28 protein-coding genes and 1 pseudogene are annotated in these 26,591 nt (G+C 71.8%); 7 read left to right on the plus strand and 22 right to left on the minus strand.

Annotated features, from left to right (window positions below; all coding sequences use genetic code 11):
• A complete protein-coding gene (locus JAP66_RS04720) occupies positions 1-159 on the plus strand; it encodes a hypothetical protein (protein WP_199430307.1) in 159 nt (52 codons plus the stop codon).
• Positions 160-921: 762 nt separating this feature from the next.
• Positions 922-1,104, plus strand: coding sequence for a MerR family transcriptional regulator (locus JAP66_RS31995; protein ID WP_199430308.1), 183 nt, complete (start codon positions 922-924; stop codon positions 1,102-1,104).
• Positions 1,105-1,157: 53 nt separating this feature from the next.
• Here JAP66_RS31995 and JAP66_RS04730 read toward each other — a convergent pair.
• The 10 genes and pseudogenes from JAP66_RS04730 to rpsP form a co-directional block, all read right to left on the minus strand.
• A pseudogene (locus tag JAP66_RS04730) lies at positions 1,158-2,078 on the minus strand (YifB family Mg chelatase-like AAA ATPase); the annotation flags it as partial.
• Positions 2,078-2,470, minus strand: coding sequence for a YraN family protein (locus JAP66_RS04735; protein WP_199430309.1), 393 nt, complete (start codon positions 2,468-2,470; stop codon positions 2,078-2,080). The gene JAP66_RS04735 and the pseudogene JAP66_RS04730, both read right to left, overlap by 1 nt.
• Before the next feature lie 297 nt (positions 2,471-2,767).
• Positions 2,768-3,091: a DUF2469 domain-containing protein gene (locus tag JAP66_RS04740; RefSeq protein ID WP_199430310.1), complete on the minus strand. Its 324-nt coding sequence runs from the start codon at positions 3,089-3,091 to the stop codon at positions 2,768-2,770.
• Positions 3,088-3,864, minus strand: coding sequence for a ribonuclease HII (locus JAP66_RS04745; RefSeq protein WP_307849457.1), 777 nt, complete (start codon positions 3,862-3,864; stop codon positions 3,088-3,090). The genes JAP66_RS04740 and JAP66_RS04745 overlap by 4 nt, the downstream gene beginning before the upstream one ends.
• A gap of 74 nt (positions 3,865-3,938) precedes the next feature.
• Positions 3,939-4,880, minus strand: coding sequence for a signal peptidase I (gene lepB, locus JAP66_RS04750; RefSeq protein ID WP_307849435.1), 942 nt, complete (start codon positions 4,878-4,880; stop codon positions 3,939-3,941).
• A gap of 30 nt (positions 4,881-4,910) precedes the next feature.
• Positions 4,911-5,270, minus strand: a complete 360-nt coding sequence (rplS, locus tag JAP66_RS04755) for a 50S ribosomal protein L19 (RefSeq protein WP_199430312.1) — start codon at positions 5,268-5,270, stop codon at positions 4,911-4,913.
• A gap of 142 nt (positions 5,271-5,412) precedes the next feature.
• A complete protein-coding gene (trmD, locus tag JAP66_RS04760; RefSeq protein ID WP_199430313.1) occupies positions 5,413-6,168 on the minus strand; it encodes a tRNA (guanosine(37)-N1)-methyltransferase TrmD in 756 nt (251 codons plus the stop codon).
• A gap of 6 nt (positions 6,169-6,174) precedes the next feature.
• Complete coding sequence (rimM, locus tag JAP66_RS04765; protein WP_199430314.1) at positions 6,175-6,681, minus strand: ribosome maturation factor RimM; 507 nt, start codon at positions 6,679-6,681, stop codon at positions 6,175-6,177.
• 11 nt (positions 6,682-6,692) lie between these two features.
• The gene (locus JAP66_RS04770; RefSeq protein ID WP_199430315.1) at positions 6,693-6,932 is read right to left on the minus strand and encodes an RNA-binding protein; all 240 of its coding nucleotides are present in this window, start codon (positions 6,930-6,932) and stop codon (positions 6,693-6,695) included.
• Complete coding sequence (rpsP, locus tag JAP66_RS04775) at positions 6,929-7,417, minus strand: 30S ribosomal protein S16 (RefSeq protein WP_199430316.1); 489 nt, start codon at positions 7,415-7,417, stop codon at positions 6,929-6,931. Before rpsP ends, JAP66_RS04770 begins: the two co-directional genes overlap by 4 nt.
• A 345-nt stretch (positions 7,418-7,762) precedes the next feature.
• Here rpsP and JAP66_RS04780 point away from each other — a divergent pair, with 345 nt between their 5' ends.
• Together JAP66_RS04780 and JAP66_RS04785 are read left to right on the plus strand one after the other, a co-directional pair.
• Complete coding sequence (locus JAP66_RS04780) at positions 7,763-8,578, plus strand: IclR family transcriptional regulator (protein WP_307849437.1); 816 nt, start codon at positions 7,763-7,765, stop codon at positions 8,576-8,578.
• Entirely contained in the window at positions 8,579-9,346 is a 768-nt protein-coding gene (locus JAP66_RS04785; RefSeq protein WP_199430317.1) for a sulfite exporter TauE/SafE family protein, read from the plus strand.
• A gap of 40 nt (positions 9,347-9,386) precedes the next feature.
• Here the strand turns inward: JAP66_RS04785 and JAP66_RS04790 are convergent, their stop codons facing one another.
• From JAP66_RS04790 to JAP66_RS04820, 7 genes are all read right to left on the minus strand, one after another.
• The gene (locus JAP66_RS04790; protein ID WP_199430318.1) at positions 9,387-10,196 is read right to left on the minus strand and encodes a CPBP family intramembrane glutamic endopeptidase; all 810 of its coding nucleotides are present in this window, start codon (positions 10,194-10,196) and stop codon (positions 9,387-9,389) included.
• Between the two features lie 58 nt (positions 10,197-10,254).
• On the minus strand, positions 10,255-10,992 hold the full coding sequence (locus tag JAP66_RS04795) for a CPBP family intramembrane glutamic endopeptidase (RefSeq protein WP_199430319.1): 738 nt from the start codon (positions 10,990-10,992) through the stop codon (positions 10,255-10,257).
• 82 nt (positions 10,993-11,074) lie between these two features.
• A complete protein-coding gene (locus JAP66_RS04800; protein WP_199430320.1) occupies positions 11,075-12,145 on the minus strand; it encodes an amidohydrolase family protein in 1,071 nt (356 codons plus the stop codon).
• Positions 12,146-12,151: 6 nt separating this feature from the next.
• Positions 12,152-13,720, minus strand: a complete 1,569-nt coding sequence (ffh, locus tag JAP66_RS04805; RefSeq protein ID WP_199430321.1) for a signal recognition particle protein — start codon at positions 13,718-13,720, stop codon at positions 12,152-12,154.
• A gap of 292 nt (positions 13,721-14,012) precedes the next feature.
• Positions 14,013-16,358: a [protein-PII] uridylyltransferase gene (locus JAP66_RS04810; protein WP_199430322.1), complete on the minus strand. Its 2,346-nt coding sequence runs from the start codon at positions 16,356-16,358 to the stop codon at positions 14,013-14,015.
• A 10-nt stretch (positions 16,359-16,368) separates the two neighbouring features.
• Entirely contained in the window at positions 16,369-16,707 is a 339-nt protein-coding gene (locus JAP66_RS04815) for a P-II family nitrogen regulator (protein WP_199430323.1), read from the minus strand.
• Positions 16,704-17,999: an ammonium transporter gene (locus JAP66_RS04820; RefSeq protein ID WP_199430324.1), complete on the minus strand. Its 1,296-nt coding sequence runs from the start codon at positions 17,997-17,999 to the stop codon at positions 16,704-16,706. The genes JAP66_RS04815 and JAP66_RS04820 overlap by 4 nt, the downstream gene beginning before the upstream one ends.
• 324 nt (positions 18,000-18,323) lie before the next feature.
• Between JAP66_RS04820 and JAP66_RS04825 the strand changes: the two genes are divergently transcribed.
• Together JAP66_RS04825 and JAP66_RS04830 are read left to right on the plus strand one after the other, a co-directional pair.
• The gene (locus JAP66_RS04825; protein WP_199430325.1) at positions 18,324-19,196 is read left to right on the plus strand and encodes a putative RNA methyltransferase; all 873 of its coding nucleotides are present in this window, start codon (positions 18,324-18,326) and stop codon (positions 19,194-19,196) included.
• Positions 19,193-19,837, plus strand: coding sequence for a (2Fe-2S)-binding protein (locus JAP66_RS04830; protein WP_199430326.1), 645 nt, complete (start codon positions 19,193-19,195; stop codon positions 19,835-19,837). The genes JAP66_RS04825 and JAP66_RS04830 overlap by 4 nt, the downstream gene beginning before the upstream one ends.
• A 122-nt stretch (positions 19,838-19,959) precedes the next feature.
• On the opposite strand, the gene alc is transcribed toward JAP66_RS04830, so the two are convergent.
• Together alc and allB are read right to left on the minus strand one after the other, a co-directional pair.
• On the minus strand, positions 19,960-20,964 hold the full coding sequence (gene alc / locus JAP66_RS04835; protein ID WP_199430327.1) for an allantoicase: 1,005 nt from the start codon (positions 20,962-20,964) through the stop codon (positions 19,960-19,962).
• A complete protein-coding gene (gene allB / locus JAP66_RS04840; RefSeq protein ID WP_199430328.1) occupies positions 20,961-22,289 on the minus strand; it encodes an allantoinase AllB in 1,329 nt (442 codons plus the stop codon). Before allB ends, alc begins: the two co-directional genes overlap by 4 nt.
• Before the next feature lie 81 nt (positions 22,290-22,370).
• On the opposite strand from allB, the gene JAP66_RS04845 reads away from it, so the two are divergent.
• Entirely contained in the window at positions 22,371-22,958 is a 588-nt protein-coding gene (locus JAP66_RS04845) for a helix-turn-helix domain-containing protein (RefSeq protein WP_199430329.1), read from the plus strand.
• Between the two features lie 89 nt (positions 22,959-23,047).
• On the opposite strand, the gene gcl is transcribed toward JAP66_RS04845, so the two are convergent.
• The 3 genes from gcl to JAP66_RS04860 all read right to left on the minus strand — a co-directional run bounded on the left by gcl (position 23,048) and on the right by JAP66_RS04860 (position 26,553).
• Positions 23,048-24,745: a glyoxylate carboligase gene (gene gcl, locus JAP66_RS04850; RefSeq protein ID WP_199430330.1), complete on the minus strand. Its 1,698-nt coding sequence runs from the start codon at positions 24,743-24,745 to the stop codon at positions 23,048-23,050.
• A gap of 90 nt (positions 24,746-24,835) precedes the next feature.
• A complete protein-coding gene (locus tag JAP66_RS04855; protein ID WP_199430331.1) occupies positions 24,836-25,729 on the minus strand; it encodes a 2-hydroxy-3-oxopropionate reductase in 894 nt (297 codons plus the stop codon).
• Positions 25,730-25,731: 2 nt separating this feature from the next.
• Complete coding sequence (locus tag JAP66_RS04860; RefSeq protein WP_199430332.1) at positions 25,732-26,553, minus strand: hydroxypyruvate isomerase family protein; 822 nt, start codon at positions 26,551-26,553, stop codon at positions 25,732-25,734.
• Between the last annotated feature and the right edge of the window lie 38 nt (positions 26,554-26,591).

A 26,591-nucleotide genomic window follows, 5' to 3' on the forward strand; every position in this document is an offset into this window, starting at 1 on the left:
GTGGAGCTGTGCCCGAACGGCCACGAGAAGACCGGCGAGAACATCTATCACTGGCGTGGACTCAAGCTGTGTATGCAGTGCCGCCGGGACGTCAACCGAGAGAGACAGCGGCGGCTACGGGCCGACGCGAAGGCGTGGCGGGAGACCAACGGTGGCTAACTTCCGTATCTGCGTCTGCGCCGAGTGCAGCCTGTACCGGCGCCCTTGGGACGGGGCTCCTGTGGGCGCCCGTGTCATCGCTCGCGGCGCAATCCACCATCGCCGGTGTCACCAGACGTTCGCGGACGTCGCGGCTCTCAGAGCGCATTTCAGCGACCCGGACGGCAAGGAGTGCCTAGACCCCGCGCCCGCGGGGCTCGTCAAGCCTCCGGGCCGACAGGCATGGAGGTTACCGGCCAGCCCGTCGGCCTAGGTGGTGTATGGGGTCCAGCCAGCCGGTACGTGGTAGTCCTCCACGTTGCAGATGTACCGGACATCGACGCGTGACGGGTCAGACGACCCATGTGACCGCGATACGTCCGTTACCTTCGTGACGGGCTCTGTACAGCCCTCGAAAGGGCAACCGTGCGGCGTGGCTTCATACACAGGAGTCATGAGTACCCAGTCGTACTACTGCCAGCCGCCGTTACGGTGTCCGGGAAGCACACTCCACAGTTGTCCGGCTCTTGTTCGGCCTCCGACAGCATCGGCCGGACGACCCGGCCGCACTCCGCGATGGCCTCCCAGCCGTGCTCAGGGGACACGTTGAAAGTCCCGGTTCGCGGCTTGTGATTGACCCCTTGCCGGTCCTCGAACGTCATGTCCACTGCCTCAACCTGCCTTAATCGCGACATACGCGACGAGCGTACTCGTTCAGCCGTACTCGCGATATACGCGGCTTCCAGGTAGAGATCACGCCGGACGTACGCGAACGTAGGCAACGTGCCTGGTGATCTTGTTCCGACCGCCGACGCCGCGAAGGCGATCGGCGTAGATCGGCGCACGCTTCAACGCTGGGTCAGCGAGGGCCGCGTGACTCCGGACCTGACGACGGCTGGCGGTCACCACCGCTGGGACGTCGAGCGGCTGAAACAGCAGCTCAGGGAGATGAAGCGGCCTGAATAGCCGCGCTCAGTTGCCTAGCCCGCCTCTGTAGGGCTATGGTGTGAATTCAAGTTACTGGAGTCGTCCAGCAGCAGCACACCCCGGTGGGCGCGGCTGATCGCCCCCGGCAGCGCGAGGCCGCTGCCGCCGCCGATCAGCGCCGCCACCGAGATGGAGTGGTGCGGCGCCACGAACGGAGCCACCGTCACCAGTGGCGCGGACGGCGAGAGGGAACCGTCGACCGACTGGATGGCGGTGACCTCGAGGGACTCCTCCCTCGACAGCGCGGGAAGCAGACCCGGCAGCCGCTTGGCGAGCATGGTCTTGCCGACGCCCGGCGGGCCGATCATCAGCAGGTGGTGGCCCCCGGCGGCGGCGACCTCCAGCGCCCAGCGCGCCTCGGGCTGGCCCACGACATCGGCGAGATCGGGCCCGGCCGCGGGCTCGGCGGGCGGCGGTGGCTCCGGTGGAGTGAGCGAGCGCTCGGCGCGCAGCCAGCCGAGGACGTCGACGAGGCGGCCCGCTCCCGCCACGTCCAGCCCGTCGACGAGGGCGCCCTCGAGCAGCGACTCGGTGGGTACGACGGCCCGCCGGTAGCCGGCGCGGCGGGCCGCCAGCAGCGCGGGCAGCACGCCGCGCACGGGCCGGACCCGCCCGTCGAGGGCGAGCTCACCGAGCAGCACCGTGCCGACCAGGCCGGTCGCCGGCACCGAGCCGGACGCGGCCAGCACGGCGACCGCGATACCGAGGTCGTAGCCCGAGCCGACCTTCGGCAGGTTGGCCGGCGACAGCCCCAGCGTCACGTTGGTCTCCGGCCACTTCTCGCCGCTGTTGCGCACCGCGGCACGGACCCGGTCCTTGGCCTCCCGCAGGCCCGGGTCGGGCAGGCCGACCAGCTTCGTTCCCGGCATCCCTGCACCGATGTCCGCCTCGATCTCGATGACGCGGCCGTCGAGACCCAGCAGCGCGACCGACCAGGTACGGGCGAGCGACATCAGAACGCCCCCACGATGTGCCGGATCCGGGGACGAACGCCCGGCCGGTGCTCGATCGCGATGACGTCGAACCGGATCGGGCACCACGCCACGCGGAACTCGGTGAGCCACCGCGTCGTCAGCCGCCGGATCCGCGCGATCTTCTCCGGGGTGACCGCCTCGGCCGGCGCACCGAACCCGGGGCCGGAGCGGGTCTTCACCTCGCACACGACAAGCACGCTGCCGTCGGTGGCGACGAGATCGAGTTCACCCTCGCGGCAGCGCCAGTTGCGGCACAGCACGGTGAGGCCCTTGCCGCGCAGGTACGCGGCCGCGACGTCCTCTCCCCTGCGGGCGAGCGCCAGATGCGATCTCCGGCCCGTTCCGCGCGTGGCGCACACAGCGGTGCTCATGCCCTACCCCCGGATCTCCCTGTTCACCGTCGTCGGATCCCGACGTTGCCAGGGACGGGCAGGGACGGACCAGGGCCGTGGACCGGACCTGTGGACAACCGGGCCTATGTGGACAACCCGTGCATCCGGAGCCGCGGAGCGGCCGGAACCGTCGGCGGGCCGTGCTAAGAGCCTGCCTTCGAACCTGCTGGAACGGCCCAGTGCGAACTGTTTCCGCAGGTCACCGGTCGTGAGTGCGTAGCAGTGTTCTAACTCGCGTGCGCACTCACGAGAGGTGACCAGGCACGGCGGGCGGGCTCAGCCGCCGAACGGCCCGTCCTCGGGCAGCCGCAGGTCCGGCTTGTCGAGTTCCTCGACGTTGACGTCCTTGAACGTGATGACCCGGACGTTCTTCACGAACCGGGCCGGGCGGTACATGTCCCAGACCCACGCGTCGGACATGCGCACCTCGAAGTACACCTCGCCGCCGCTGTCGCGCACCTGGACGTCCACCGCGTTGGCCAGGTAGAACCGCCGTTCGGTCTCCACGACGTACGAGAACTGACTGACGATGTCGCGGTACTCGCGGTACAGCGACAACTCCATCTCGGTCTCGTACTTCTCGAGATCCTCTGCGCTCATGAAATCCGCGCCCCTCCTCGCAAGCCTCGCACACCGTCGTCGGCGGAAGGTTCATTCTGACTCACGTCGCCGCCCACGGCACGCGACGGCGCGCTGGCCTGTAGCGCCGCCGCACTCAACATGACCCGGCGCGGGGGCAGCCTGCCGTGCGCGACCGCCGCATGCGCGACGTTGGCGAACGACCAGCGGTGCACCTCGCTGGGACCGTGCTCGGTGAGCGCCTCGCCGTGCTCGGTCGTGGTGTAGCCCTTGTGCACGTCGAAGCCGTACACCGGGTGCTCCTCGTGCAGCCCCGCCATGATGCGGTCCCTGGTGACCTTCGCCAGTACCGACGCCGCCGCCACACAGGCCACCGCCCGGTCCCCCTTGATCACGGGAACGCTCGGCGCAGGCAGGCCGGGTACCCGGAAGCCGTCGGTCAGCACATAGCCGGGGCGCACGTCGAGAGTCGCCACCGCACGCCGCATGCCCTCCACGTTCGTCACGTGGACGCCGAGCGCATCGACCTCCTCGGGCGGGATCACGACGACCGAGTAGTCCACCGCCCGCGCCAGCACCCGGTCGTAGACGCGCTCCCGAGCCACGGGGGCCAGCAGCTTCGAGTCGGTCAGCTCGGTGAGCCGGGCGCCGTCACCGGGACGCAGCACGCACGCCGCGACCACGAGCGGCCCCGCGCACGCACCACGGCCCGCCTCGTCGACGCCCGCGACCGGGCCGAGCCCGCGCCGGTCCAGCGCCGTCTGCAGCGCCCAGGACGTCTCGCCGCGGATCACCGCCCGGGGTGGGCGCAGCAAGGACACCAGCTCCCGGCCTCTTCGCGCACCTGCGGGTCCAGCACTCACGGCCGCTACCGCCTCCGGTCTACCGCCCCGCGCACCGCCGAGCCGGTCCGGCGCCCGGCCAGCACGACAGGCCATGCCGCGATCAGTCCGGCGCCAAGCGGCATGCCCTGCTGCCACGCGGGAGCGCCCATCGCCGTGGCCGCCGCGGATTCCTGCGGGTTGTGATCGCTCACCGTGCCCCACCGGGTCGGCGGGAGTACGATGAACCGCGCCTTGCCGATGATGTTGGCCACCGGCACCGCGCCGTTCTCTCCGCCGCCACCCTGGTAACGGGAGTCGGACGAGTTGTTGCGGTTGTCCCCCATCACCCAGACCGTGCCCTCGGGCACCGTCACCGGTTCGAAGTCCCGCTGCACCGGGGCGCCCTCCCAGTGGATGTAGGGCTCGTCGAGCGGCTGGCCGTCCACCAGCACCCGGTTCTTGTCGTCACAGCACTCGACGGTCTGGCCGCCGGTCGCGATGATGCGCTTCACGAAGTCCCGCTCGTCCGGCGGCGCGAGGCCGAACGCCGAACCGATGCTCTGGAAGAACTGCGCGACGCCGTTGCTGGACGTCTGCGCGGGCGGCTCGCCCTCCAGCCACGCGTCCGGGCCACGGAACACCACGACGTCGCCCGGTCCCGGATCGGTGAAGTCGTAGGTGACCTTGTCGACCAGGATGCGGTCGGGTGTGCAGCCCGGGCAGCCGTGCAGCGTCTCCTCCATCGAACCGGACGGGATCATGTAGACCCGCGCCAGGAACTGCTGGATCAGGAACGCCAGGACGAGCGCCACGACGATGAGGATCGGCAGCTCTTTCCAGAACGGACGCTGCTTCTTGGGCCTGCGCTGCCGACGAGCACGTCCCGCGGCGCGGCCGGATTCCGGCTCCGAGTTCTGGGACGGGTCGCCGTCCTCCGGGCGCTCCGGCTCATCTTCCGCGGCGTGAGAGGGCACGGGTTCGACCACGTCGCCAGGTTACGGTAACCGGCCGGGCACTCAGGAGGCAGAGGGCGTTTCGCGGCGCTCGCGGATCTTGGCGGCCTTGCCGCGCAGGTCGCGCAGGTAGTAGAGCTTCGCCCTGCGGACGTCACCCTTCTTGTGCACCTCGATCTTCGCGATGTTCGGCGAGTGCACCGGGAAGGTGCGCTCGACGCCGACACCGAAGGAAACCTTGCGCACGGTGAAGGTCTCGCGGATGCCACCACCCTGCCTGCGGATGACCACGCCCTGGAAGACCTGGTTCCGCTCGCGGTTGCCTTCGATGACGCGGACGTGCACCTTCAGCGTGTCACCCGGCCGGAAGCTGGGGATGTCGGAACGCAGCGACTGAGCGTCCAGGGCGTCCAGGGTGTTCATCGGTGGTCCGTCCTCGTCCTCGGTATGGCTTCACGTACATCCGGGCGCGCACCTGCCTGACAGCGGGGGGCCCAGGGGGTTCGGCAGGCGCGTGATCGTCGCGCCAACCGGTCAAGTATGGCAGACGCCGCGACGCGCCGGGTTATCGGGCCTGCTCCCCGCGGTCCCGCAGCCGCCGGAGCACCTCGGCATCGTGCTGGTCCAGGCTACCTTCCGGCAGGCGGTCGAGCAGGTCCGGGCGGCGTCGATAGGTTCGCTCCAGCGCCTGGTCGCGGCGCCAGCGCTCGATCAGCGCGTGGTTGCCGGAACGCAGCACCTCGGGCACCGCGAGGTCCCGCCACACCTCCGGCCGCGTGTAGCTCGGTCCCTCCAGCAGCCCGTCGGAGAACGAGTCCTGCTCGGCCGAGACGGGGTTGCCGAGCACGCCCGGCAGCAGCCGCACCACGGCCTCGGCGATCACCAGCACCGCCGCCTCGCCGCCGACGAGCACGTAGTCGCCGATGGACACCTCGTCGACCGGCATCCGCCGGGCCGCGTCGGTGATCACCCGCTGGTCGATGCCCTCGTACCGGCCGCAGGCGAAGACCAGGTGCTCCTCGGCGGCGTAGGAGTGCGCGAGCCGCTGGGTGAACGGCCTGCCGGCCGGGGTGGGCACGACGAGCCGGGTCCTCTCGCCACAGACATCGTCCAGCGCGTCGCCCCAGACCTGCGGTTTCATCACCATGCCGGGCCCGCCGCCGTAGGGCGCGTCATCGACCGCCCTGTGCACGTCGTGGGTCCAGTCGCGCAGGTCGTGCACGCCGATCTCGATCAGGCCGCGGTCGATCGCGCGGCCGAGCAACGCCGCGCGCAGCGGGTCGAGGTACTCGGGGAAGATCGTGACGACGTCGATGCGCATGGGCGCCTACAGCAGCCCGTCGGGTGGGTCGAGCACGACCCGGCCGCCCGCGACGTCCACCTCCGGCACGATCGCGCGCACGAACGGGACCAGCACCTCGCCGCCCTCACGGTCGAGCGCGAGCAGTTCTCCGCCGGGCGAGTGCAGGACCTCGCGCACGGTGCCGACCGTCGTCCCGTCGCGCAGCTCGGCGCGCAGGCCCTCCAGCTCGTGGTCGTAGAACTCGTCCGGATCACCGGTCGGCGGCAGGTCCGCGGTGTCGGCGAGCAGCAGCACACCGCGCAGCGTGTCCGCGGTGTCGCGGTCGGGAACCTCGGCGAAACGCACCAGCAGCCGCCCGCTGTGTTCGCGGGCGGCTGCCACGGTGAGTTCGCAGGTGCTGCCGTCCCGGGCCCTTCCGGTCAGCACGGCACCCTCGGCGAAGCGCTCCTCCGGGGAGTCCGTGCGCACGTCCACGGCGAGTTCACCGCGGATACCGTGCGCCTTGGCCACCCGGCCGACCGCGACCTGCATCCGTGTTCGTGTCAGCGGTCGGTGTCGATGACGTCGACCCGGACGCCCCGTCCACCGATGCCACCCATCACGGTGCGCAGCGCGGTCGCCGTGCGGCCGCCGCGCCCGATCACCTTGCCGAGGTCGTCCGGGTGGACGTGCACCTCGAGGGTGCGGCCCCGGCGGGTGGTGACCAGCTCGACCCGGACGTCGTCCGGGTTGTCGACGATGCCGCGCACCAGATGCTCGAGCGAGTCGGCCAGGAAGCTCACGCCTCGGCCTTCTTCTCGCTCTCGGCCTTCTCGCCCTCGGCCTTGCCGCCTTCGGCCTTCTTCTCGCCTTCGGCCTTCTCACCCTCGGCCTTCTTGCCGCCGCCCCGCTTCTTCGGCGTGGTCGCCTCGGTGGCGGGCTGGTCGCCGGCCTGCGCGAGCGCGGCGTTGAACAGGTCCTGCTTCGACGGCTTCGGCTCGGGGGCCTTGAGCCGCCCCTCGGCACCGGGCAGGCCCTTGTGCTTCTGCCAGTCGCCGGTGATCTCCAGGAGGCGCTGCACCGGCTCGGTGGGCTGCGCGCCGACCTTCAGCCAGTGCTGGGCGCGCTCGGAGTCCACCTCGATGAGGCTCGGCTCGACCTTGGGGTGGTACTTGCCGATGGTCTCGATGACCTTGCCATCGCGGCGGTTACGCGCGTCGGCGACGATGATGCGGTAGTACGGCGCACGGATCTTGCCGAGGCGCTGCAGCTTGATCTTGACGGCCACGGGTGTGGGTACTCCTCAGTTCTCTCGGTGCTCGGGCCGGGGCACGATCCGAGTGGGGAGCCGGATGCGAGTGCCCGCAGTCAGGTGCAGGTAAGTGGCAGCCCCGGCTCGGTGAGAGGGTCCGGTCCGGAGCAGGCAATCGCCTATTCTGCCAGATGCCCCGGATCGGGCGGTCGCGGGGAGCATCGGGACGCCGTCGAGCGGCGGGAATCGCCACCGGGCCGCCCGGGAGCTTCGGCGGAAGCGTGGCCTCGTCCCGGTATATACGACCGTGGATCTGTCTACATATGAAGCTAATGGTTGTATGTGGAGAAGTCTCGCTCGCGAGTTGCTAGGCTGCCGACCGTGGACAGTGACCGAGTTCCAGGTCCCGGCGTGCGTGACGTGAAGTCGGCGGCCCGCACCGTCGAACTTCTCGAACTCCTCGCCACCCGGCAGAACCGGCCGGCCCGGCTGCGCGAGCTGAGCGAGGCACTCGACGCACCGCGCAGCAGCATCTATGCCCTGATCCGGACGCTCAGCGAGCGCGGCTGGGTCCGCACCGACGAGACCGGGACGCTCTACAGCATCGGCATCCGCGCACTGCTGGCCGGGACGACGTACCTGGACACCGATCCGTACCTGCGCATCGTTCAGCCGCACATCAACGACCTGAGCGTCAAGCTGGACGAGACCATCCACTTCGGCAGGCTCGACCGGGGCGACATCGTCTACCTCGCCACCAAGGAGTCGAGCCAGTATCTGCGGCCGTTCAGCCGGGTCGGCCGGAGGCTGCCCGCGTTCAGCACGGCGATGGGCAAGTCGCTGCTGGCCGAGCGGCTCGGCCAGGGCCTCGACGCCCACCTTCCGCGCGAGTTCACGCCGTTGACCCCGAACACGATCGTCGACTACGACGCGCTCGTCCGGGACCTGGAGCTGACCAGGGAGCGGGGGTACGCGATCGACGACGAGGAGAACTACGCGGGCGTGACCTGCTTCGGCTTCGCGCTGCGGTACGCGAGCCCGGCCACCGACGCGATCAGCTGCTCCGTCCCGCTCGGAAACCTCCACGAGGGCAGGCGCGCGGAGATCATCGAAGCGATGGAGCGGACCCGGCTCGCCATCGAGCGGATGGCGCCGGTGAACCTCGTGGTGACCGCCGAGCCCCCGTCCGGAACGTAGGTGGACCCCGGCTCGGTCGCGCTGCTCGTCCTCGCCGGTGTCGCCGCGGGCCTCGCCGGATCGATCGCCGGACTCGCCTCGCTGTTCAGTTATCCCGCGCTGCTCGCGGCCGGGCTGCCGCCGATCGCCGCGAACGTCACCAACACCGTCGCGATGTTCTCCACGACCGTGGGCGCGGCGGCCGGCTCCCGGCGGGAGCTGCGGGACCAGCGGCGGCGACTGATCAGGCTGGTCGCGCTGGCCGTGCTGGGTGGTTCGGTGGGCGCGGTCCTGCTGCTGACCACGCCGGCCGAGGCGTTCGAGCTGATCGTGCCGTGGCTGATCGCGCTCGGATCGGTGCTGCTGCTGGCCCGCGAGCGGCTGCGCGGCGCCGCCGACGACCGGGCCAGGGCCCGGGCCGGCGCGCCGCCTTCGATGCTGCCGCTGGCCTGCGCGGTCGTGCTCGTGGGTGTGTACGGCGGCTACTTCGGCGCGGCGGCCGGGGTGCTGATGCTCGCCGTCCTTTCGGTCTCCGCGACCGAGCCGCTGCCGGTGACGAACGCGGTGAAGAACGTCGTCACCGGCGCCGCCAACGTCACCGCCGCGGTCACCTACGCGTTCCTCGCGCCGGTCGACTGGGCCGCCGCGGGAGTGCTCGCGATCGGGTGCCTGCTCGGCAGCTGGACCGGCCCGGCCGTCGTGCGGCGGCTGCCGGAACGGCCGCTGCGGCTCGCGGTCGCGCTCGGCGGTCTCGGCCTGGCCGTGCACCTGTGGCTGTCTGTCTCGTGAGTGGCTACGCGAGTTCTAACTCGCGTAGCCACTCACGAAGCTAGTAGGTGACCAGGCCCAGCGCGGTGAGCAGGATGGCGAGCGCCGGGAGGAAGTTGTTCATCTGGTGGGCGACGATGCTGCCCAGGAGGCGGCCGGTGACCAGTCGCGCGAGGCCGATCGGCACGGCGATCACGAGCAGCAGCGTGGTACGCAGCGGCTCGAGGTGGCTCACCGCGAACACCGCCGTCGACAGCACGAACGCCGCGACCCTGCCCCACTTCTCCTTGCCCCACTGCAGCCGTTCGGTCGCGCCCCACAGCAGGCCGCGATAGATGATCTCCTCGCAGATCGGACCGAGCAGCCACAGGTAGAGGAACATCGTGACCGCGGCCGACACCGACATCGGCTGGTCCTCGATCAGCGCGCTGATCGCCGAGGTGGCCCGCTGCTCGCCGACCAACCTGGTCCACACGAACGCGCCGATGCTCGTGCACACCAGCCCGAGCACACCGAACTTCAGGCCGATCTTGACGTCGTCCCAGCGCCAGGACAGCCTCAGGTCGGCGAACGGGCCGTTGCCCCGCACCTTGGTGATCACCAGCGCCACGAACGCGGCGATCATCGTGGGCGCCATCGTGCCGATGAGCACGTCGCGCACCGGGATCGGACCGCCGTCGGCGGGCCGCCCGAGCAGCACGCCGACGAACGCGGCGGAAGCCAGCAGCACCGCCTCGACGAAGAGGAACGCCCCGAAGCCCCATCTGTGCGGGAGCGGACCCGCCGGCGCGGCCACCTCGTCCGCGGCGGGCGAACCCGCGACCGTGCTGTCGGTCTCCGGCACCGGCTCGCGGGGTTGCGGTGGCGTCACGCCGATCCTCCAGTTGGTTCGTTGCCGGCGGCCGAGCCTAGCGGGCTGGTCACCCACCTCACGACGCGGCGAACAGCAGCAATGCGGGCGGCAGGTTGTTCGCGCCGTGCGCGACGAGGCTGGCCCCCACCCGGTCGGTGATCAGGCGGGCCGAGCCGATCGCGATGCCCTGCCCGAGCAGGCCGATCAGCCGCTCCGGCTCGCCGTGCAGTTGCGCGAAAACCAGCGAGGTCAGCAGCAGCACCCCCCAGCCGGGGACCCGGTAGTGTCGCAGCGCGTTCCACAGCGCGCCGCGCACGAGCAGCTCCTCGGTCAGCGGCGCGGCCAGCACCACCATGAGCGCCGCGACGACGAGCCAGAGCGTGCTGGCCGAGATGCCCTCGAAGATCTCCGTGAGCGGGGTACTCATCCGCTCGGGGCCGTAGATCCCGAGCAGCAGCAGGTTCAGCAGGTAACCGGCGAGCAGGGCGAACCCGCCGCAGGCAAGACCCACCTTGACGTCCCGGCCGTTCGGCAGCAGCCCGAAGTCGGCACGCAGCCCGCGCCCCCACCGCCGGGAGCCGATCGCGGGGGCGAGCCCGAGAAGCAGGTTCGGGACGAACGCCAGCAGCACCACCGGCCCCAGATCGGGCAGGTCGAGCGGCTCGGCCCCGGTCGAGGCTCCCGAGGCGAACGCGGCCAGCACCAGTGACAGCAGGTAGTAGCCGCCGAGACCGGCGAAGAAGGTCAGAAACCCCCAGTGCGCGCCGAGGACCAGCCCCTCACGAACCGGCGGTGGACCGTCCTCCTGCTCCACCGCACCTCCCGAGTCGCCGCTGCCCGCCTCTCCACGCTATGTGGCACAGCGCATTCGCGCCACGCCGGCCCGTGACCGGCCGTCAGGGAACCAGTGCGCCACGCAGGATGATGTGCCGGGGACGGCGCAGGGCGCCGAGATCCGTGCGCGGGTCCTCGTCGAGAACCAGCAGGTCCGCCGAAGCGCCCTGCGTGATGCCGGGCTCACCGAGCCAGTCCCGCGCCGCCCAGGAGGCCACGCCCAGCGCCTGCTCGGCGGTCATGCCCGCGCGGTGCAGCGCCTCGATCTCGTCGACGAGCCTGCCGTGCTCCACCTGCCCGCCCGCGTCGCTGCCCGCGTACACCGCGACCCCGGCGTCGAGAGCCGCACCGACCATGTCGGTGACGCCCGCGTGCAGGGCCCGCATGTGCGCGGCGTAGACCGGGTACTTCGCCGCCTGGTCCGCGATCGCCGGGAAGTTCTCGATGTTGATCAGTGTCGGCACCAGCGCGGTGCCCTGGCGGGCCATCTCGCGCAGCAGGTCGCCGCTCAGTCCGGTGCCGTGCTCGATGCAGTCGATGCCGGCGTGCACGAGGCCGGGCAGCGCCTGCTCGCCGAACACGTGCGCGGTCACCCGCGCCCCCGCCTCGTGGGCCACCTTGACGGCCTCGGCGAGCACGTCCTCCGGCCACAGCGGGGCCAGGTCACCGACGGAGCGGTCGATCCAGTCGCCGACGAGCTTGACCCAGCCGTCGCCGTCGGCGGCCTGCTCGGCCACGGCGCCGGGCAGGTCGTCCGGGTTGTCGAGGTCGATGCCCAGCCCCGGGATATAGCGCTTGGGCAGCGAGAGATGTCTGCCGCCGCGGATGATGCGCGGGAGGTCGGCCCGGCGTTGCAGGGGGCGGATGTCGATCGGCACGCCGCAGTCGCGGATCAGCAGCGTGCCGGCGTCGCGGTCGGCCAGCGCCTGCTCGGTCGCCTCCGCCAGCGTCGTCGGCCCGCCGATGCCGATGCCGGGATGGCAGTGCGCGTCCACCAGCCCCGGCACCAGAAAGCCGCCTTCCAGCATCCGGGCGCCCTCGACCGGCTCGAACGAGATGCGGCCGTCACTGATCCACACGTCGCGCTCGGCGTCGCCGGGCAGCACGACACCACGCAGATGGAGCACGGACATACCGCGCTACTTCTTCTTCGGCAGCTTGATCTTCGAGGGGTCGAACCCGGGTGGCAGGTCGTTCAGCCCGCCACCGAGCTGCGAGGGCTCGGACGGCGCGCTCCCGCCCGTGCCGCCACCGGCACCGGGGAAGGCACCCGGCGGCAGGCCGGGCATCCCGCCGGGGAAGCCGCCGCGCACCTTGGGCTGCGTGGGGCCGCGCCCCTTGCCCTTCTTCCCCTTCTTGCCCTTGCGGTTCTTCTTGCCGCCACCACCCGGCGCGCCGCCGAAGCCGAACCGGCCGGCCATCTGCTGCATCATCTTGCGCGCCTCGTAGAAGCGGTTCACCAGGTCGTTGATCTCGCGCACGGCGACACCGGACCCGCGCGCGATGCGCTGCCTGCGGGACGCGTTGATGATCTTCGGGTCGGCCCGCTCGGCCGGGGTCATCCCGCGGATGATGGCCTGCAACCGGTCCAGGTGCTTGTCGTCGACCCCGGCGAGCTGGTCCTTCATCTGACCGGCGCCGGGCAGCATGCCGAGCAGGTTGCCGATCGGCCCCATCTTGCGCACGGCGAGCATCTGTTCGAGGAAGTCCTCGAGGGTCATGTCGCCGGTGCCGAGCTTGGCCGCCGCCTCCTCGGCCTTGTCCTGGTCGAAGGCCTGCTCGGCCTGCTCGATCAGGGTGAGCACGTCGCCCATGCCGAGGATCCGGCTGGCCATGCGGTCCGGGTGGAAGGTGTCGAAGTCCTCGAGCTTCTCGCCGTTGGAGGCGAACAGGATCGGCTCGCCGGTGACGTGCCGCACGGACAGCGCCGCACCGCCGCGCGCGTCACCGTCGAGCTTGGTGAGCACCACGCCGGAGAAGCCGACGCCGTCGCGGAACGCCTCCGCGGTGGTCACCGCGTCCTGGCCGATCATCGCGTCGACGACGAACAGCGTCTCGTCCGGGCTGACGGCGTCGCGGATGTCGGCGGCCTGCCGCATCAGCTCCTCGTCGACACCCAGCCTGCCCGCGGTGTCGACGATGACGATGTCGTGCTGCGCGCGCTTGGCCTCGTCGATGCTGCGCCGGGCGACGTCCACCGGGTCGCCGACCCCGTTGCCGGGCTCAGGCGCGAACGTCGGCACGGCGGCCCGCTCACCGACCACCTGAAGCTGGGTGACGGCGTTCGGCCGCTGCAGGTCGCACGCCACCAGCATCGGCGCGTGCCCCTGCTTCTTGAGCCACATCGCGAGCTTGCCCGCGAGTGTGGTCTTACCGGAGCCCTGCAGGCCCGCGAGCATGATGACGGTCGGCGGGTTCTTCGCCAGGCGCAGCCTGCGGGTCTCACCGCCGAGGATCCCGACGAGCTCCTCGTTGACGATCTTGACGACCTGCTGCGCGGGGTTGAGGGCCTGGGAGACCTCGGCGCCCTTCGCACGTTCCTTGATCCGCGCGATGAAGGCCCGCACCACGGGCAGCGCGACATCGGCCTCCAGCAGCGCGACACGGATCTCGCGCGCGGTCGCGTCGATGTCGGCGTCGGAGAGCTTCCCCTTGCCGCGCAGGTTCGATAGGACCGACGTGAGCCGATCGGAGAGGGTGTCGAACACGGGTGTGCACGCTCCAGCGGGTCGTCGTTACTCGGCCGGCTCACCGGCCGGCATCACCCCAGGGTACTGATCCTCCGGCGGAACCGGCCCGCCCGGCCGGTCTGCTCCCTCCGACAGACCGGCCGGGCGACCGTTGCCCCCGCACGGCGCCCCCGTGGACCCGCGGGCCCGCCCGACCCCCAGTACCGGGCGATCCCCGCCCCGGACCGGGCACCGCACCGCGACGACACTCAGCCTGCCGGGCCGCGGAGCCCGGCGGCAGCGTGAGGACACCCAGTGGTGCTACGCAGAACTACTCACCTCGCGCCGCGGCAAGCACCTCCCGCTCGACCCTCCCCCGCCACTCGGCGTCGAGGCTCCCGTGCCCAGGTGAGACGGCGAACGAGTCGACGACCGCCGTGCCCAGGGTCGCCACCTTGGCCCAGCGCACCCGCGCGTCGCAGCTTCGCAGCGCCCCGGCCACCCGGTAGAGCAGGCCGATCCGGTCGGGTGCCCGCAGTTCCAGCACGACCGTGCTGGGCCCGCTGGTCTCCCCGTCGAACCACAGCACCCTCGGCGCCACCCGCTCGGCCCGGGGATGTGCGTAGGCGCGCTCCTTCTCCGCGAGCCTCCGGCTCAGCGCGAGGCCGCCGGCGACCGCCCTGGCGAACTGCTCCCGCAGCAGCGCCGGATCGGGCAGCGAGCCGAACTTCGGGGACGCCGTGAACACGCCCACCCTGCCGCCTTCGTGGCCGCGCAGCTCCGCCGTGTGCACCTCGAGCGAGTGCAGCGCGAGCACGCCCGCCGCCGGGGCCAGCAGCTCCGCACCGGCGGGGACGGCGAGCACGACGGTCGCGAGCTTGCCCTCGGCGCTGATCCGCACCTCACCCCTGCCGGAGCGCACGGCGGCGGCGGCGAGCTCCCGCTGGTCCTCGCTCAGCGGGTCGGGGACGGCGAGCCCGTTGCCGTGCAGCACCTCGCGGCAGCGGCTCACCAGCTCGGCGACAAGGCCCGCCTTCCAGTCGCTCCACATTCCGGGGCCGGTGGCCAGCGAGTCGGCCTCCGCCAGCGCGCGCAGCAGGTCGAGCAGCGCGGGATCCCCGTCCACCGTCCGCACCACGCGCTCGACGGTCTCCCGCTCGCTGATGTCGCGCCGAGTCGCGGTGTGCGGCAGCAGCAGGTGGTGGCGGACCATCCCGGCGACCAGGCCGGAGTCCACCTCGGAAAGCCCGATCCGGGCGGCCACCTGTGCGGCGATCTTCGCGCCCAGCTCGGAGTGGTCGGCTTCGCGGCCCTTGCCGATGTCGTGCAGCAGCGCGCCGAGCAGCAGCAGGTCCGGCCGCGACACGGTGGTGGTGAGCCGGGCCGCCTCCACGCAGGCCCGAACGAGGTGGCGGTCGACGGTCCAGGTGTGCACCGGCTCCCGTGGCGGCAGGTCCCGCACGGCACCCCATTCCGGGAACAGCCTGGCCCACAGTCCCGCGCGGTCGAGCGCCTCCACCGCGTCGACGAGTCCCTCCCCCGCGCCGAGCAGCTCCGTCAGCGCGCGCCGCGCCGGGCCGGGCCACGGAGCCCGCAGCTCGGGCGCCGAGTCGGTGAGCGTGCGCAGCGTGCCTGGCGAGATGGGCCTGCCCGATCGGGCCGAAGCGGCGGCCACCCGCAGCAGCAGGCCGGGATCGCGGGCCGGCACGGCGTCGCGGGCCAGCGCGACCTCGTCGCCGTGCAGCACCACCCCGTCGTCCAGCGGCGTCCGGGTGGGGCGCCTGCCGAACATCCCCCTCGGGCCGTCCGCTATGGACACTGTGGACACCGTGGACACTGTGGACCTCAAAGCGACGTCGACCGCGTAGGCGACCGCCCGGCCTGCACCGGACAGCCGGCGCGCCAGCGTGAACCGGTCGCCGAGGCCGAGCTCGGCGGCGACCGCGTCGGCGTCCGCCGCACCGAGCACGTCGCGGTCGCGGCGCAGCTCCCGGCGCAGCTCCGTGCGCACGTCGAGCAGTAGTTCACGCGCCGCGCGCAGCTCCTCGCCGGGCCGGTCGGTCAGCTGCGCCGCCGCGAAGGCGTCCAGCAGGCCGAGGTCCCGCAACCCGCCGCGGCCGTACTTCAGGTCCGGCTCAGCCGACTGCGCGACCTCCCCGCTGCGCCGCCAGCGGGCACGGGCCGAGTCCGCCAGCTCGGGCAGCCGCTTGCGCGCGGTGCGCCGCCACTGCTCCCGCGCCGCCGAGGCAAGCCGGGCGGTGAGTGCCTGCTCACCGGAGAGGTGCCGCACGTCCAGCAACCCCATCGCGGTACGCAGATCGCCCGCGGCGACCTGGAGCGCCTCTGCGGGCGTCCGGACCGAGTGATCCAGGCCGACCCCGGCGTCCCACAGGGGGTACCAGAGCGCGTCGGCCACCGCGCCGATGCCCGGATCTCCGTCGTGCACCAGTACCAGGTCGAGATCGGAGAACGGCACGAGCTCCCGGCGGCCGAGGCCGCCGACGGCGGCCAGCGCGACACCGGGTGCACCGGTGCCCACGCCGGCCGCCGTGGCGGCCCTGCCCAGCCAGAACTCGTACAGGTCGACCAGCGCGGTCCGCAGTGCCGAGGCACCGAGCCTGCCGTGCCGGCCTTCCAGCAGTCTGTTCGCCGCCTCGACGAGCCCCCCGACGACCACGTGCCCGCGCCTAAAGAGCGTCGGCGCCGCGTTCGCCGGTGCGGACCCGGATCACGGTGTCCACCGGCGTCACCCAGACCTTGCCGTCGCCGATCTTGCCGGTGTGCGCGGAGCCGACGATCGCGTCGATGACCTTCTCCACGTTCGCGTCGTCGGTCACGACCTCGACCCGCAGCTTGGCCACGAAGTCGACGGCGTACTCGGCGCCGCGGTAGACCTCGGTGTGGCCCTTCTGCCTGCCGTAGCCCTGCACCTCACTGACCGTCATGCCCAGCACGCCCAGCTGTTCGAGTGCGGCGCGGATGTCGTCGAGCGTGAACGGCTTGACGATAGCCGTGATCAGCTTCATGGCTTGCTCTCCTCCAGCTTCTTGGAGCCACCGGACACCACCGAGGTGTCCACGGAAGCGGGCCGTCCGCCACGGCCACCGGCGAAGTCGTAGGCCGACTCGGCGTGCTCGGCCTCGTCGATGCCGGCCACCTCCTCCTCGGCGGTGACCCGCGCGCCCGTCGTCACCTTGAGCAGGAGACCGAGGAGCGCGGCGATGACGATCGAGTACAGCATCACGGCGACCGCGCTGATCACCTGCGTGCCGAGCTGACCGGCGCCACCGCCGTAGAACAGGCCGTCGGCGCCGTCCGTGCCCACGTTGGTGGTGGCGACGAAGCCGAGCAGCACGGTGCCGACGAGGCCGCCGACGAGGTGCACGCCGACCACGTCGAGCGAGTCGTCGTAGCCGAGCCGGTACTTCAGCCCGACGGCCAGCGCGCACAGGATGCCCGCGATGGCGCCGATCGCCAGCGCGCCCCAGGTGTCGACGTAGGCGCAGGCGGGCGTGATGGCCACCAGGCCGGCCACGACACCGGACGCGGCACCGAGGCTGGTCGCCTTGCCGTCCCGGATGCGCTCCAGCAGCAGCCAGCCGAGCATCGCGGCACAGGTGGCGGTGACGGTGTTCAGGAACGCGATGCCCGCGACGCCGTCGGCGGCGTAGGCCGAACCGGCGTTGAAGCCGAACCAGCCGAACCACAGCAGGCCCGCGCCGAGCATCACGTACGGCAGGTTGTGCGGCTTCATCGGCTCCCTCGGCCAGCCGACGCGCCTGCCGAGCACGAGCACAAGGCCGAGCGCCGCGGCACCGGCGTTGATGTGGACCGCGGTGCCACCGGCGAAGTCGAGCGCGCCCATCTCACCGATCCAGCCGCCGTCACCCCAGACCCAGTGCGCGACCGGGAAGTAAACCAGCGTCCCCCACAGGCCGCCGAAGACGAGCCAGGAGCCGAACCGCATCCGGTCGGCGACCGCACCGGCGATGAGCGCTACGGTGATGATCGCGAACATGCCCTGGAAGGCGATGTCGACGGTCCCCGCCGTGGGGTCGCCCGCCGCGGTCATCAGGCCGCTGGCGCCGAGATAGTCGAACGGGTTGCCGAAAAGGCCGCCGATGTCGGTGCCGTAGGCCATCGAGTAGCCGTAGACGACCCACAGCACACCGATCAGGCCGATCGCGCCGAAACACATCATGAGCATGTTCAGCACGCTCTTCGAGCGGACCATGCCACCGTAGAAGAACGCCAACCCCGGTGTCATCAGCAGCACCAGAGCGGCGCTGGTGAGCAGCCAGGCCGTATTCCCTTCCACGCTTATCCTCCTTCGGGAGCCAGTCGCTGAACTCGCGATTGGGGCACGGTGAGGGTTATGCACAATCCAGTCGACGGGGGCCGCTCGGAGCCTGCGGAGAGCGGCTCGTGGCGGCTGGATGCAGGCGACAAGGCGGACGGCTGGCGAACCAGCAAGCGTGCATAACGCTCATTTGCATGGGGCACAGCATGGGAAAGCCGTGTTGCACGGAATGGCGCTGGACGTTTCGGCACTGTGAACCAATTCACCGGACTTGTTACGGCTGCGTTTCCGGGCGATGGTGCCGATTCGTCCGTTCCCGAAACCTCGTGGTCGAATAAGGTCATGACCTCGCCCCGGACGGCCGCGGAGCCGATACCGCGCGCGGTGCTGGCGGCCCTTCGCTGCTCCGTCTGCGGGGAGCCGCTCGCGCTCACCGGGCACAGCCTGCGCTGCGAGCGGCGGCACTCGTTCGACCTCGCGCGGCAGGGCTACGTGAACCTGCTGCACGCGAAGGTTCCGGCTGGCACCGCCGACACGGCCGAGATGGTCGCGGCCAGGGCCGCGTTCCTCGGCTCGGGCCACTACGCGCCGCTGGCACGGCTGCTGGCGAGACGCGCCGCCGAGACCACGCGGCCCGGTCCCGGGCTGGTCGTCGACGCGGGCGCGGGCACCGGCCACTACCTGGCGCACGTACTGGACGCCTGCCCCGAGGCTGCGGGACTGGCACTGGACGTCTCCGCGCCCGCGCTGCGCCGCGCGGCCAGGGCGCATCCGCGGATCGGTGCCGCGGTGTGGAACCTGTGGCGGCCCTGGCCGGTGGGCTCCGGGGTGGCCGACCTGGTGCTCAACGTGTTCGCGCCGCGCAGCGCCGCCGAGTTCCACCGGGTGCTGCGGCCCGGCGGCGCGGTGCTCGTCGCCTCCCCGGCCGCCGGGCATCTCCGCGAGCTCGCCGGGCCGCTGGGGCTGCTCGACGTGGACGAGGACAAGGAGCAGCGCCTGGACGCCGCGTTCGGCGGCCGGTTCGACCTCGAGGCGCGGGAGGAGTGCGGCGGCGCGGTGACGCTGTCGCCCGCCGAGGCACGCCAGGTGGTGCTGATGGGGCCGAACGCGCGCCACCTGCACCGGGACGGGCTCGGTGACCGGCTCGCCGCGCTGCGCGAGCAGGTCACCGTGACCACGTCGTTCCAGGTGTCGGCCTACCGGCGGCTGCCGTGACGCGGGCGGTACCGGCGACCGTGCTCGCTGACCACGCGTGGCTGCGCGAGGACCTCGACCGCGCCACCCGGCTCTACGGGCGGGCCTCGCCCCGGGTGCTCGGCACGATCCGGTGGTACTCGGCGTCCTCGGTGCTCGTCGCGCCCCCACTCGAATCGCTCGTGCACACCGGCGTGGCGCTCGATCCGGCGCTCGGCGCGATCACCTTCGACATGTACCCCGACGGGCGCTATGTCGATGCCCGCTCGCGGCGGGCGCTCGACGGCGACGTGGCGGCGCTGGGGGCGGCGCTCGGCACCGCGCTGGAGGCCGCCGTCGAGGCGATCGCGACCGTGACCGGCGCGCCGTCTCGCGCACTGTGGGCAGTCGCCGGGGACTCGGTCGCGAACCGGCTGCTGTGGGCCGGATCGGCCGTGGGCGACCCCGGGCGCGCGATGCGGCTGGCGGCGGAGATCGCCGAGGCGATCGGCCCCCGGCTGCCCCGGCCCCGGTTCGTCCACGTGGGCCGCAAGCCGGTGGTGCGCCGCGCGTCGTGCTGTCTCATCTACGAGGCGACCGGCGGCGAGAAGTGCGCGAGCTGCCCGCGCCAGACCCCAGCCGAACGCGAGCACCGCCTGCACCAGCTGCTCGGCCCCTCGTGAGTGAGAAACATCGTTCTACTGAGCGATGGTTACCAACCCGAAGCGAAAGAAGCCGAACTCGCAGGTCTGAAGGCTGTATCTGTCGGGCTACTTCCGCTCCGATTGGTAACGCGGTTTCACACTCACGAGCGGGTCGCGGCGAAACGCGCCCGCAGTGACTCGCGGCCTTCCCCGGTGAGGCCGCCGAACAGCCGCAGCCGCGCCAGCCCGCCGTCCGGGAAGATGTCCAGCCGCACGTGCGTGGCCTCCTGCCGCACCGGCACGGCGAAGCGGTGCCGGGTGTCGGGTTGCAGCCGGGTCTTCGGCAGCAGCTCGAACCACTCCCCGCCGTCTGCGGAGCCGCTCAGCGCCGCCCAGCCGGGCGCGTTGCCGCGCAGGTTGCTCGTGTCCAGCTCGGCGAAGCGGACGATCCCGGCTCCGGCGAGCCGGACGACGGCCCAGTCGTTGCCGTCGTCACGCCTGCGGGCCGTCTCCCAGCCCTCCGCCTGGTGGGCCGCCAGCCCTGGCGCGAGCATGTTGCTCGGCGAGGAGTAGAACATGTCGCTGCAGTCGGTGCACACCGCGCCGTTCTCCAGCGCGGCCAGGTCCAGCGCGTCGAGATCGAGCAGGCGCGGGTCGGAAACGACCGCGCCGTGCACGCGCAGCCGGGCCACGCCGCCGTCGGGATGCATGGTCAGCCGGACGTGCGTGGAGCGCCGAGGCGAGTGCACCGCGAAGAAGTTCTCCGCGTCCCCCGCGACCGGCGAGCGGGGCACGATCGTCTCCCAGTCCGTTTCGGACAGCTCGGCCACACCCGGATAGCCGTCCACGTCGCAGGCCTCGACGGAGACGAACGGCGGGTAGTTGCCCTTGAAGAAGGCGGTGTCCACCACCACGCCGCCGAGCACGCCGGGCAGGCCGAGCCGCAGGATCGCCTGGTCGTCGCCCGGTTCGCGGCGCCGCCGGGTCTCCCAGCCGTCGTAGAGCTGGCCCTTGGGGCCGAACGTCTCCGGCTGGTGCCGGGGCCGCCACGGGTTGAGCAGGTTCTCCTTCTCGGCGAACAGCTCGTCGCTCGCCCACATCACGGTGCCACCGAACCGGCGCGAGGCCAGCTCGGTCTGGTTCGTCCACTCCGGACGGTCGTTCACTGTTCCTCCCTGCCGAGCAGCCGCCCGCGCGGCCGCTCACCGGTGATCTGCTCGCCGCGCAGCCAGGCCGACCGCACCACCCCGGCGAGCGGCCTGCCGTGGTACGCGCTGACCGGGTTGCGGTGGGCGAGCGCGGCCGCGTCCACCACGAACGCCTCGTCGGGGGCGAACACACAGAAGTCGGCGTCGTTGCCCACGGCGATGCCGCCCTTGCGGTGCAGGCCCGCCTGCGCGGCGGGACGCTCCGCCATCCACCGCACGACGTCGGTGAGCGCGAAGCCGCGCTGCCGCGCCTGCGTCCACACGGCGGGCAGGCCGACCTGGAGCCCGGCGATCCCGCCCCACGCGGTGCCGAAGTCCCCCGTGTCGAGGTGTTTGAGCTCCGGGGTGCACGGCGAGTGGTCGCTGACCACGCAGTCGATGACGCCGTCGGCGAGGCCCTGCCAGAGCAGCTCCCGGTTGGCGGCCTCCCGGATCGGCGGGCAGCACTTGAACTGCGTGGCGCCGGCACCGATCTCCTCCGCGGTGAAACTCAGGTAGTGCGGGCAGGTCTCGACGGTGACCGGCACGCCGTCCCTGCGGGCGGCGGCGAGCAGCGGCAGCGCCTCGGCCGAGGCCAGGTGCAGGACGTGCAGCCGGGCGCCGGTGCGACGCGCGAGGTCGACGAGGCCCGCGATCGCGACGTTCTCCGCCGCGCGCGGGCGGGAGCCGAGGAAGCCCGCGTAGCCGCGGCCACGTGCGGGCGGGGCGTGCTCGATGGTGTCCGGGTCCTCGGCGTGCACGATCATCAGCCCGCCGAAGCCGTGCAGCTCACGCAGGTCCGTTTCCAGCTCACCGGGATCGAGCGGAGGGAACTCGTCGACTCCGGAGTGCAGCAGGAAGCACTTGAAGCCGAAGACCCCGGCCTCGTGCAGGGCACGCAGCTCGCCGGTGTTGCCGGGCACCGCACCGCCCCAGAAGCCGACGTCGACGTGCACCCGTCCCTCGGCGGCCTTGCGCTTCACCTCGAGCGAGGCCACGTCGACGGTCGGCGGCAGGCTGTTCAGCGGCATGTCGACGATCGTGGTGACGCCGCCGGCCGCGGCCGCGCGGGTCGCGGTCTCGAAGCCCTCCCACTCGCTGCGGCCGGGGTCGTTGACGTGCACGTGGGTGTCGACCAGGCCGGGCAGGAGCACCTCGCCGGGGCCGAGCTCCACCACGCGGTCCGCCGAGGGCGCCGCGCCGGCCGGGCCGACCGCGGCGATCGTGCCGCCGCGGACCGCGACGTACCCGGACGTCTCGCCGTCGGGCGTGACGATCCGCTCGGCACGCAGCACCAGATCCATGCCCCCACCCTAGCCATTGTGAAGCCATAACTGAACACCTGTGAAGTGATCGCTTCCCGGCCGGGGCCGTAGACTCCGCGCATGGTTCCCGGCGCACCGCCCGACGACAAGGAGCTCGGGGCACGCCTGCGGGCGCTGCGCACCGAGCGCGGGATGTCGCTGCGCGCGCTGGCCGGCTCACTGGGCATCAGCCCGAGCGCGCTGTCGCAGATGGAACGCGGGAAGATGCGTCCCTCGGTGACGCGGCTGTTCCAGATCGTCTCGCTGCTCGACGTGCCGCTGGCCGCCGCGTTCGGCGAGGGTGCGGCCGAGCCGGAGCCCGCCGCCGGGGCCGACGAGGTCGTACTGGCCAGGGCGGACGAGCTGCCGACCCTGTCCCTTGGCGACGGGGTGCGATACCGGAGGCTGAGCCCGGCGCCGGTTCCGGGCGTCGAGATCTACGAGTCGACGTACCCGCCCGGTTCGAGCTCGCACCAGGACGGCGAGCTGCTCCGGCACGGCGGGCACGAGCTGGGCAGCGTCCAGTCGGGCAGGCTGCACCTGGAGATCGGCTTCGACCACTTCGAACTGGGGCCCGGCGACTCGATCCGCTTCCCCTCCACCACCCCGCACCGCATCCACAACCCCGGCGCCGAACCCGCCGTCGCCATCTGGGTCAACCTCCCCTAGCCACCCCCGCCACCACCGAAGCGCCCCCAATGCGGCATCGGATGCGTTGAACGCAACAAATGCCGCATTGGGGACATGACGGAACGGGCTCAGGGGGCGGGTTCGAACTCCTTGACGTTGTCCAGGGCGGTGCCCATCGAGGCGTTCGCCTCGCGCTCGATCATGATCTCCACGAGCACCGGGCGGCTGGTGCGCTCGGCCTCCTTGCGCGCCCAGTCCAGCGACTGCCGGATCTCCCCCGGGTCCGCCACGCGCGTGCCGGAGCAGCCGTAGGCCTCCATGATCTTCACGTTGTCCGTGCCGTGGTCGTCGTAGTGCAGGTTGACCTCGTAGTTCATGTCGTAGCCGGTCTCGGCCTGCCGGATCAGGCCGAGGTACTCGTTGTTCAGCATGATCAGCACGAACGGCACGTCGTACTGCGCGGCCACCGCCAGCTCCTCCACGAGGAACTGGAACGAGTAGTCGCCGACGACGCCGACGACCTCGGCCCCCGGCCGTGCCTTCTTCACCCCGATCGCCGCCGGGATCTCCCAGCCGAGCGGCCCCGCCTGGCCGCACACCTGGTAGTGCCGCGGCTTGTGCGCGCGCTGGAACTGGCCGGACCAGATCTGGTAGAGCCCGATCGCGGTGACGAAGTAGGTGTCCTCGCCGTAGCAGTCGTTGATCTCCTTGAACACCCGCGGCGCCTTGATCGGGATCGCGTCGAAGTCCTCGCGGCGGGGCAGGTCCCGCTTCAGCTCGGCGATCCGGTTCACCCACACCGCCGGATCCAGCGGCGCGGCACGGCGCTCCGCCGCGGCCAGCAGCGCGTCGAGGAACGCGCCGGTGTCGGACACCACGCCGAGGTCGGGCCCGAAGACCCTGCCGAGCTGCGTCGGCTCGATGTCGACGTGGATGAACTTGCGCTCACCCCGGTACACGTCGAGCGCGCCGGTGTGCCGGTCGCCGAAGCGCGCGCCGAGCGCGAGGACAAGATCCGATTCGAGCAACGCCGCGTTCGCCCAGCGCTGCGACGTCTGGATGCCCGCCATGCCGGCGAACAACGGGTGGTCCTCGGGGAAGCTGCCCTTGCCCATCAGCGTCACCTGCACCGGCACGCCGAGCCGCTCGGCGACCGTGCGCAGCCGCTCGCTCGCCTCCCCCAGCACCACGCCGCCGCCCGCCAGGATCAGCGGCCGCTCGGCGGCCAGCAGCATGTCCAGCGCCCGCTCGACGCGCGCCTGCGCCGGAGCCGGGGCGATCACCGGGAACGGCGCGTCGATCGCGGAGTCCCACTCGATCTCCTGCTTCTGCACGTCCAGCGGCAGGTCGATGAGCACCGGCCCCGGGCGGCCCGAGCGGGCGATCCGGAACGCCTCGCGGAAGATCCAAGGAGCCTGCGCGGCCTCCTTCACCTGCACCGCCCACTTCGTGACGGGCTTGGCGATCTCCACGATGTCGACCGCCTGGAACGCCTCCTGGTGCAGCTTGCTGGACACCGCCTGCCCGGTGATGCACAGGATCGGGATCGAGTCGGCCTGCGCGGTGTAGAGGCCGGTGATCATGTTCGTTCCGGCGGGGCCGGACGTGCCGACGGCGACGCCGACGTTGCCGGTGGTACGGGCCCACCCGTCGGCCATGTGGGTGGCGCCCTCCTCGTGCCGCACGATGAGGTGCTCGATGCCGCCGTGCTGGAGAAGCGCTTGGTAGAACGGGAGGATCGCCGCGCCGGGACAGCCGAACGCGGTGTCGACGCCCTCCGAGGCGAGCACGTCGACGACGGCCTGCATGACAGGGACCTTGGGCATGGTGTAGACACCTCTTCCGGGGAGCGGGCGGCCGGTTTCTCTGCTTGCCGGCGTGATCCGGCCGCCCGTGACCTGCTGGGGAAACGGCCGCTACGCGCGGCCGGAGAGCTGCTCGGTGACCTTGAGCAGCGCCGAGTGATCGAGCGAGCCGTGCCCCATCGCGCGCGTGGCCGCGACGAGCTGGGCCACGAGCCCGGTCATCGGCAGCGACACGTCCGCCTGCCGCGCGGCGGCCAGCGCGATGCCCATGTCCTTGTGGTGCAGGTCGATGCGGAAGCCGGGTTCGAACTGCCTGGCCACCATCGACTCGCGCTTGAGGTCGAGGATGCGGTTGGCGGCGAGGCCGCCGGCCAGCACGTCGAGGCCCGTCCTCGCGTCCACACCGCAGCCCTCCATCAGCACGATCGCCTCGCCGACCAGGCCGTAGATGCCACCGACCACGAGCTGGTTCGCGGCCTTGACCACCTGGCCGGCACCGTGCGGGCCGACGTGCACGATCGTCTTGCCGACCACCTCGAACAGCGGCTTGGCCGCGGCGAAGTCGGCCTCGTCCCCGCCGACCATGATGGACAGTGCCGCCTGCTTCGCACCTGCCTCGCCGCCGGAGACGGGCGCGTCCAGCACGCCGATCTCCCTGTCCTGGGCGGCCTTCGCTATCTCGATGGAGGTCTCCGGGCGGATCGTGCTCATGTCGACGAGCAGCGTGCCGGGCTTGGCCGCCTCCAGCACGCCGCCCGCGCCGAACACCACGCTCTCGACGTGCGGGTGATCCGGCAGCATCATGATCACGACGTCCGCGCCCTGCACGGCGTCGGCGGCCGAGGAGGCGGCACGGCCCCCGGCGGCCACGAGCTTCTCGACCGCCTCGGGGTTCACGTCGTAGCCGCTCACCCGGTGCCCCGCGGTGACAAGGTGCGCGGCCATCGGCGTGCCCATGATGCCGAGGCCGATGAATCCGATCGTCTTCGCGTCCGGCGCTGTCATCGCTATGCCCTCCGTTCACGTGGCAGCCAGTCCAGGGACCGTTCGCTGCCGTTGGTCGGCTTGTACTCCAGGCCCACGAAGCCGCTGTATCCGGCGGCCTCCAGGTCGGCGAGGTACCCGTCGATGTCGAGCTCACCGCTGCCGGGCTCGCCGCGACCGGGGACGTCGGCCACCTGTACGTGCCCGATCCGTCCGGTGTGCTCGGCGATCACGGCGCCGAGGTCGTCGCCGTTGGCGGCGAGGTGGTAGAGGTCGGCCAGCAGCGTCACGTTGTCGCGGCCCACCTTGTCGATCACCGCCAGCGCGTCGGCCGCGGTGAGCAGCGGGTACTTCGGCGCGCCCGCCAGTGGCTCCACCAGCACCCGTGCGCCGATCTCCCCGGCCGCCGCGGCGAGCGAGTCCAGAGTGGACAGCGCGAGCTCGTCCTGCTCGGCGGGTTCCACCCCGTCCAGCCGGTTGCCGTACAGGGCGTTGAACGCCCGGCAGCCGAGCCGCTCGGCGATGCCCACCGCCACGTCGGCGCTGTCGCGGAACTCCGCCTCCCTGCCGACCCACGAGACCAGTCCCCGGTCGCCGCCCGGCATGTCGCCTGCGAAGAAGTTGAGCCCGACGAGCGCGACCCCGGCGTCGGTGACCGCACGCAGGAACGCGTCCACGTCGGCGTCGCGCGGAACGGCCACGTCGAACGGCCACCAGAACTCGATCGCGTCGAAGCCCGCCGCCCGCGCGGCCTCGGGCCGCCGCAGCAGCGGCAGCTCGGTGAACAGCATGGACAGGTTGACGTCGTAGCGCAGGCCGTGCCGTGCGCCGGATTGCTCAGCCATGAAGCCTCGCCCTATTACTTTCGTATCGCGGAAGTTTA

Source organism: Qaidamihabitans albus (assembly GCF_016464705.1).
GTDB lineage: Bacteria > Actinomycetota > Actinomycetes > Mycobacteriales > Pseudonocardiaceae > Qaidamihabitans > Qaidamihabitans albus.

Excerpts from the sequence above, each read along its gene's own strand:
- JAP66_RS04740 (WP_199430310.1), bottom strand. The coding sequence starts at position 3,091 with ATGAGCGCAGAGGATCTCGAGAAGTACGAGACCGAGATGGAGTTGTCG.
- gcl (WP_199430330.1), bottom strand. The coding sequence starts at position 24,745 with ATGCCCAAGGTCCCTGTCATGCAGGCCGTCGTCGACGTGCTCGCCTCG.
- JAP66_RS04800 (WP_199430320.1), bottom strand. The coding sequence starts at position 12,145 with ATGTCCGTGCTCCATCTGCGTGGTGTCGTGCTGCCCGGCGACGCCGAG.
- rimM (WP_199430314.1), bottom strand. The coding sequence starts at position 6,681 with ATGCAGGTCGCGGTCGGCCGGGTGGCCAAGGCGCACGGTATCCGCGGT.
- allB (WP_199430328.1), bottom strand. The coding sequence starts at position 22,289 with ATGGATCTGGTGCTGCGTGCCGAGCGGATCGTCACGCCCGACGGCGAG.
- JAP66_RS04855 (WP_199430331.1), bottom strand. The coding sequence starts at position 25,729 with ATGACAGCGCCGGACGCGAAGACGATCGGATTCATCGGCCTCGGCATC.
- trmD (WP_199430313.1), bottom strand. The coding sequence starts at position 6,168 with ATGCGCATCGACGTCGTCACGATCTTCCCCGAGTACCTCGACCCGCTG.
- JAP66_RS04860 (WP_199430332.1), bottom strand. The coding sequence starts at position 26,553 with ATGGCTGAGCAATCCGGCGCACGGCACGGCCTGCGCTACGACGTCAAC.
- JAP66_RS04815 (WP_199430323.1), bottom strand. The coding sequence starts at position 16,707 with ATGAAGCTGATCACGGCTATCGTCAAGCCGTTCACGCTCGACGACATC.
- JAP66_RS04845 (WP_199430329.1), top strand. The coding sequence starts at position 22,371 with ATGGTTCCCGGCGCACCGCCCGACGACAAGGAGCTCGGGGCACGCCTG.
- JAP66_RS04825 (WP_199430325.1), top strand. The coding sequence starts at position 18,324 with ATGACCTCGCCCCGGACGGCCGCGGAGCCGATACCGCGCGCGGTGCTG.
- JAP66_RS04735 (WP_199430309.1), bottom strand. The coding sequence starts at position 2,470 with ATGAGCACCGCTGTGTGCGCCACGCGCGGAACGGGCCGGAGATCGCAT.
- rplS (WP_199430312.1), bottom strand. The coding sequence starts at position 5,270 with ATGAACACCCTGGACGCCCTGGACGCTCAGTCGCTGCGTTCCGACATC.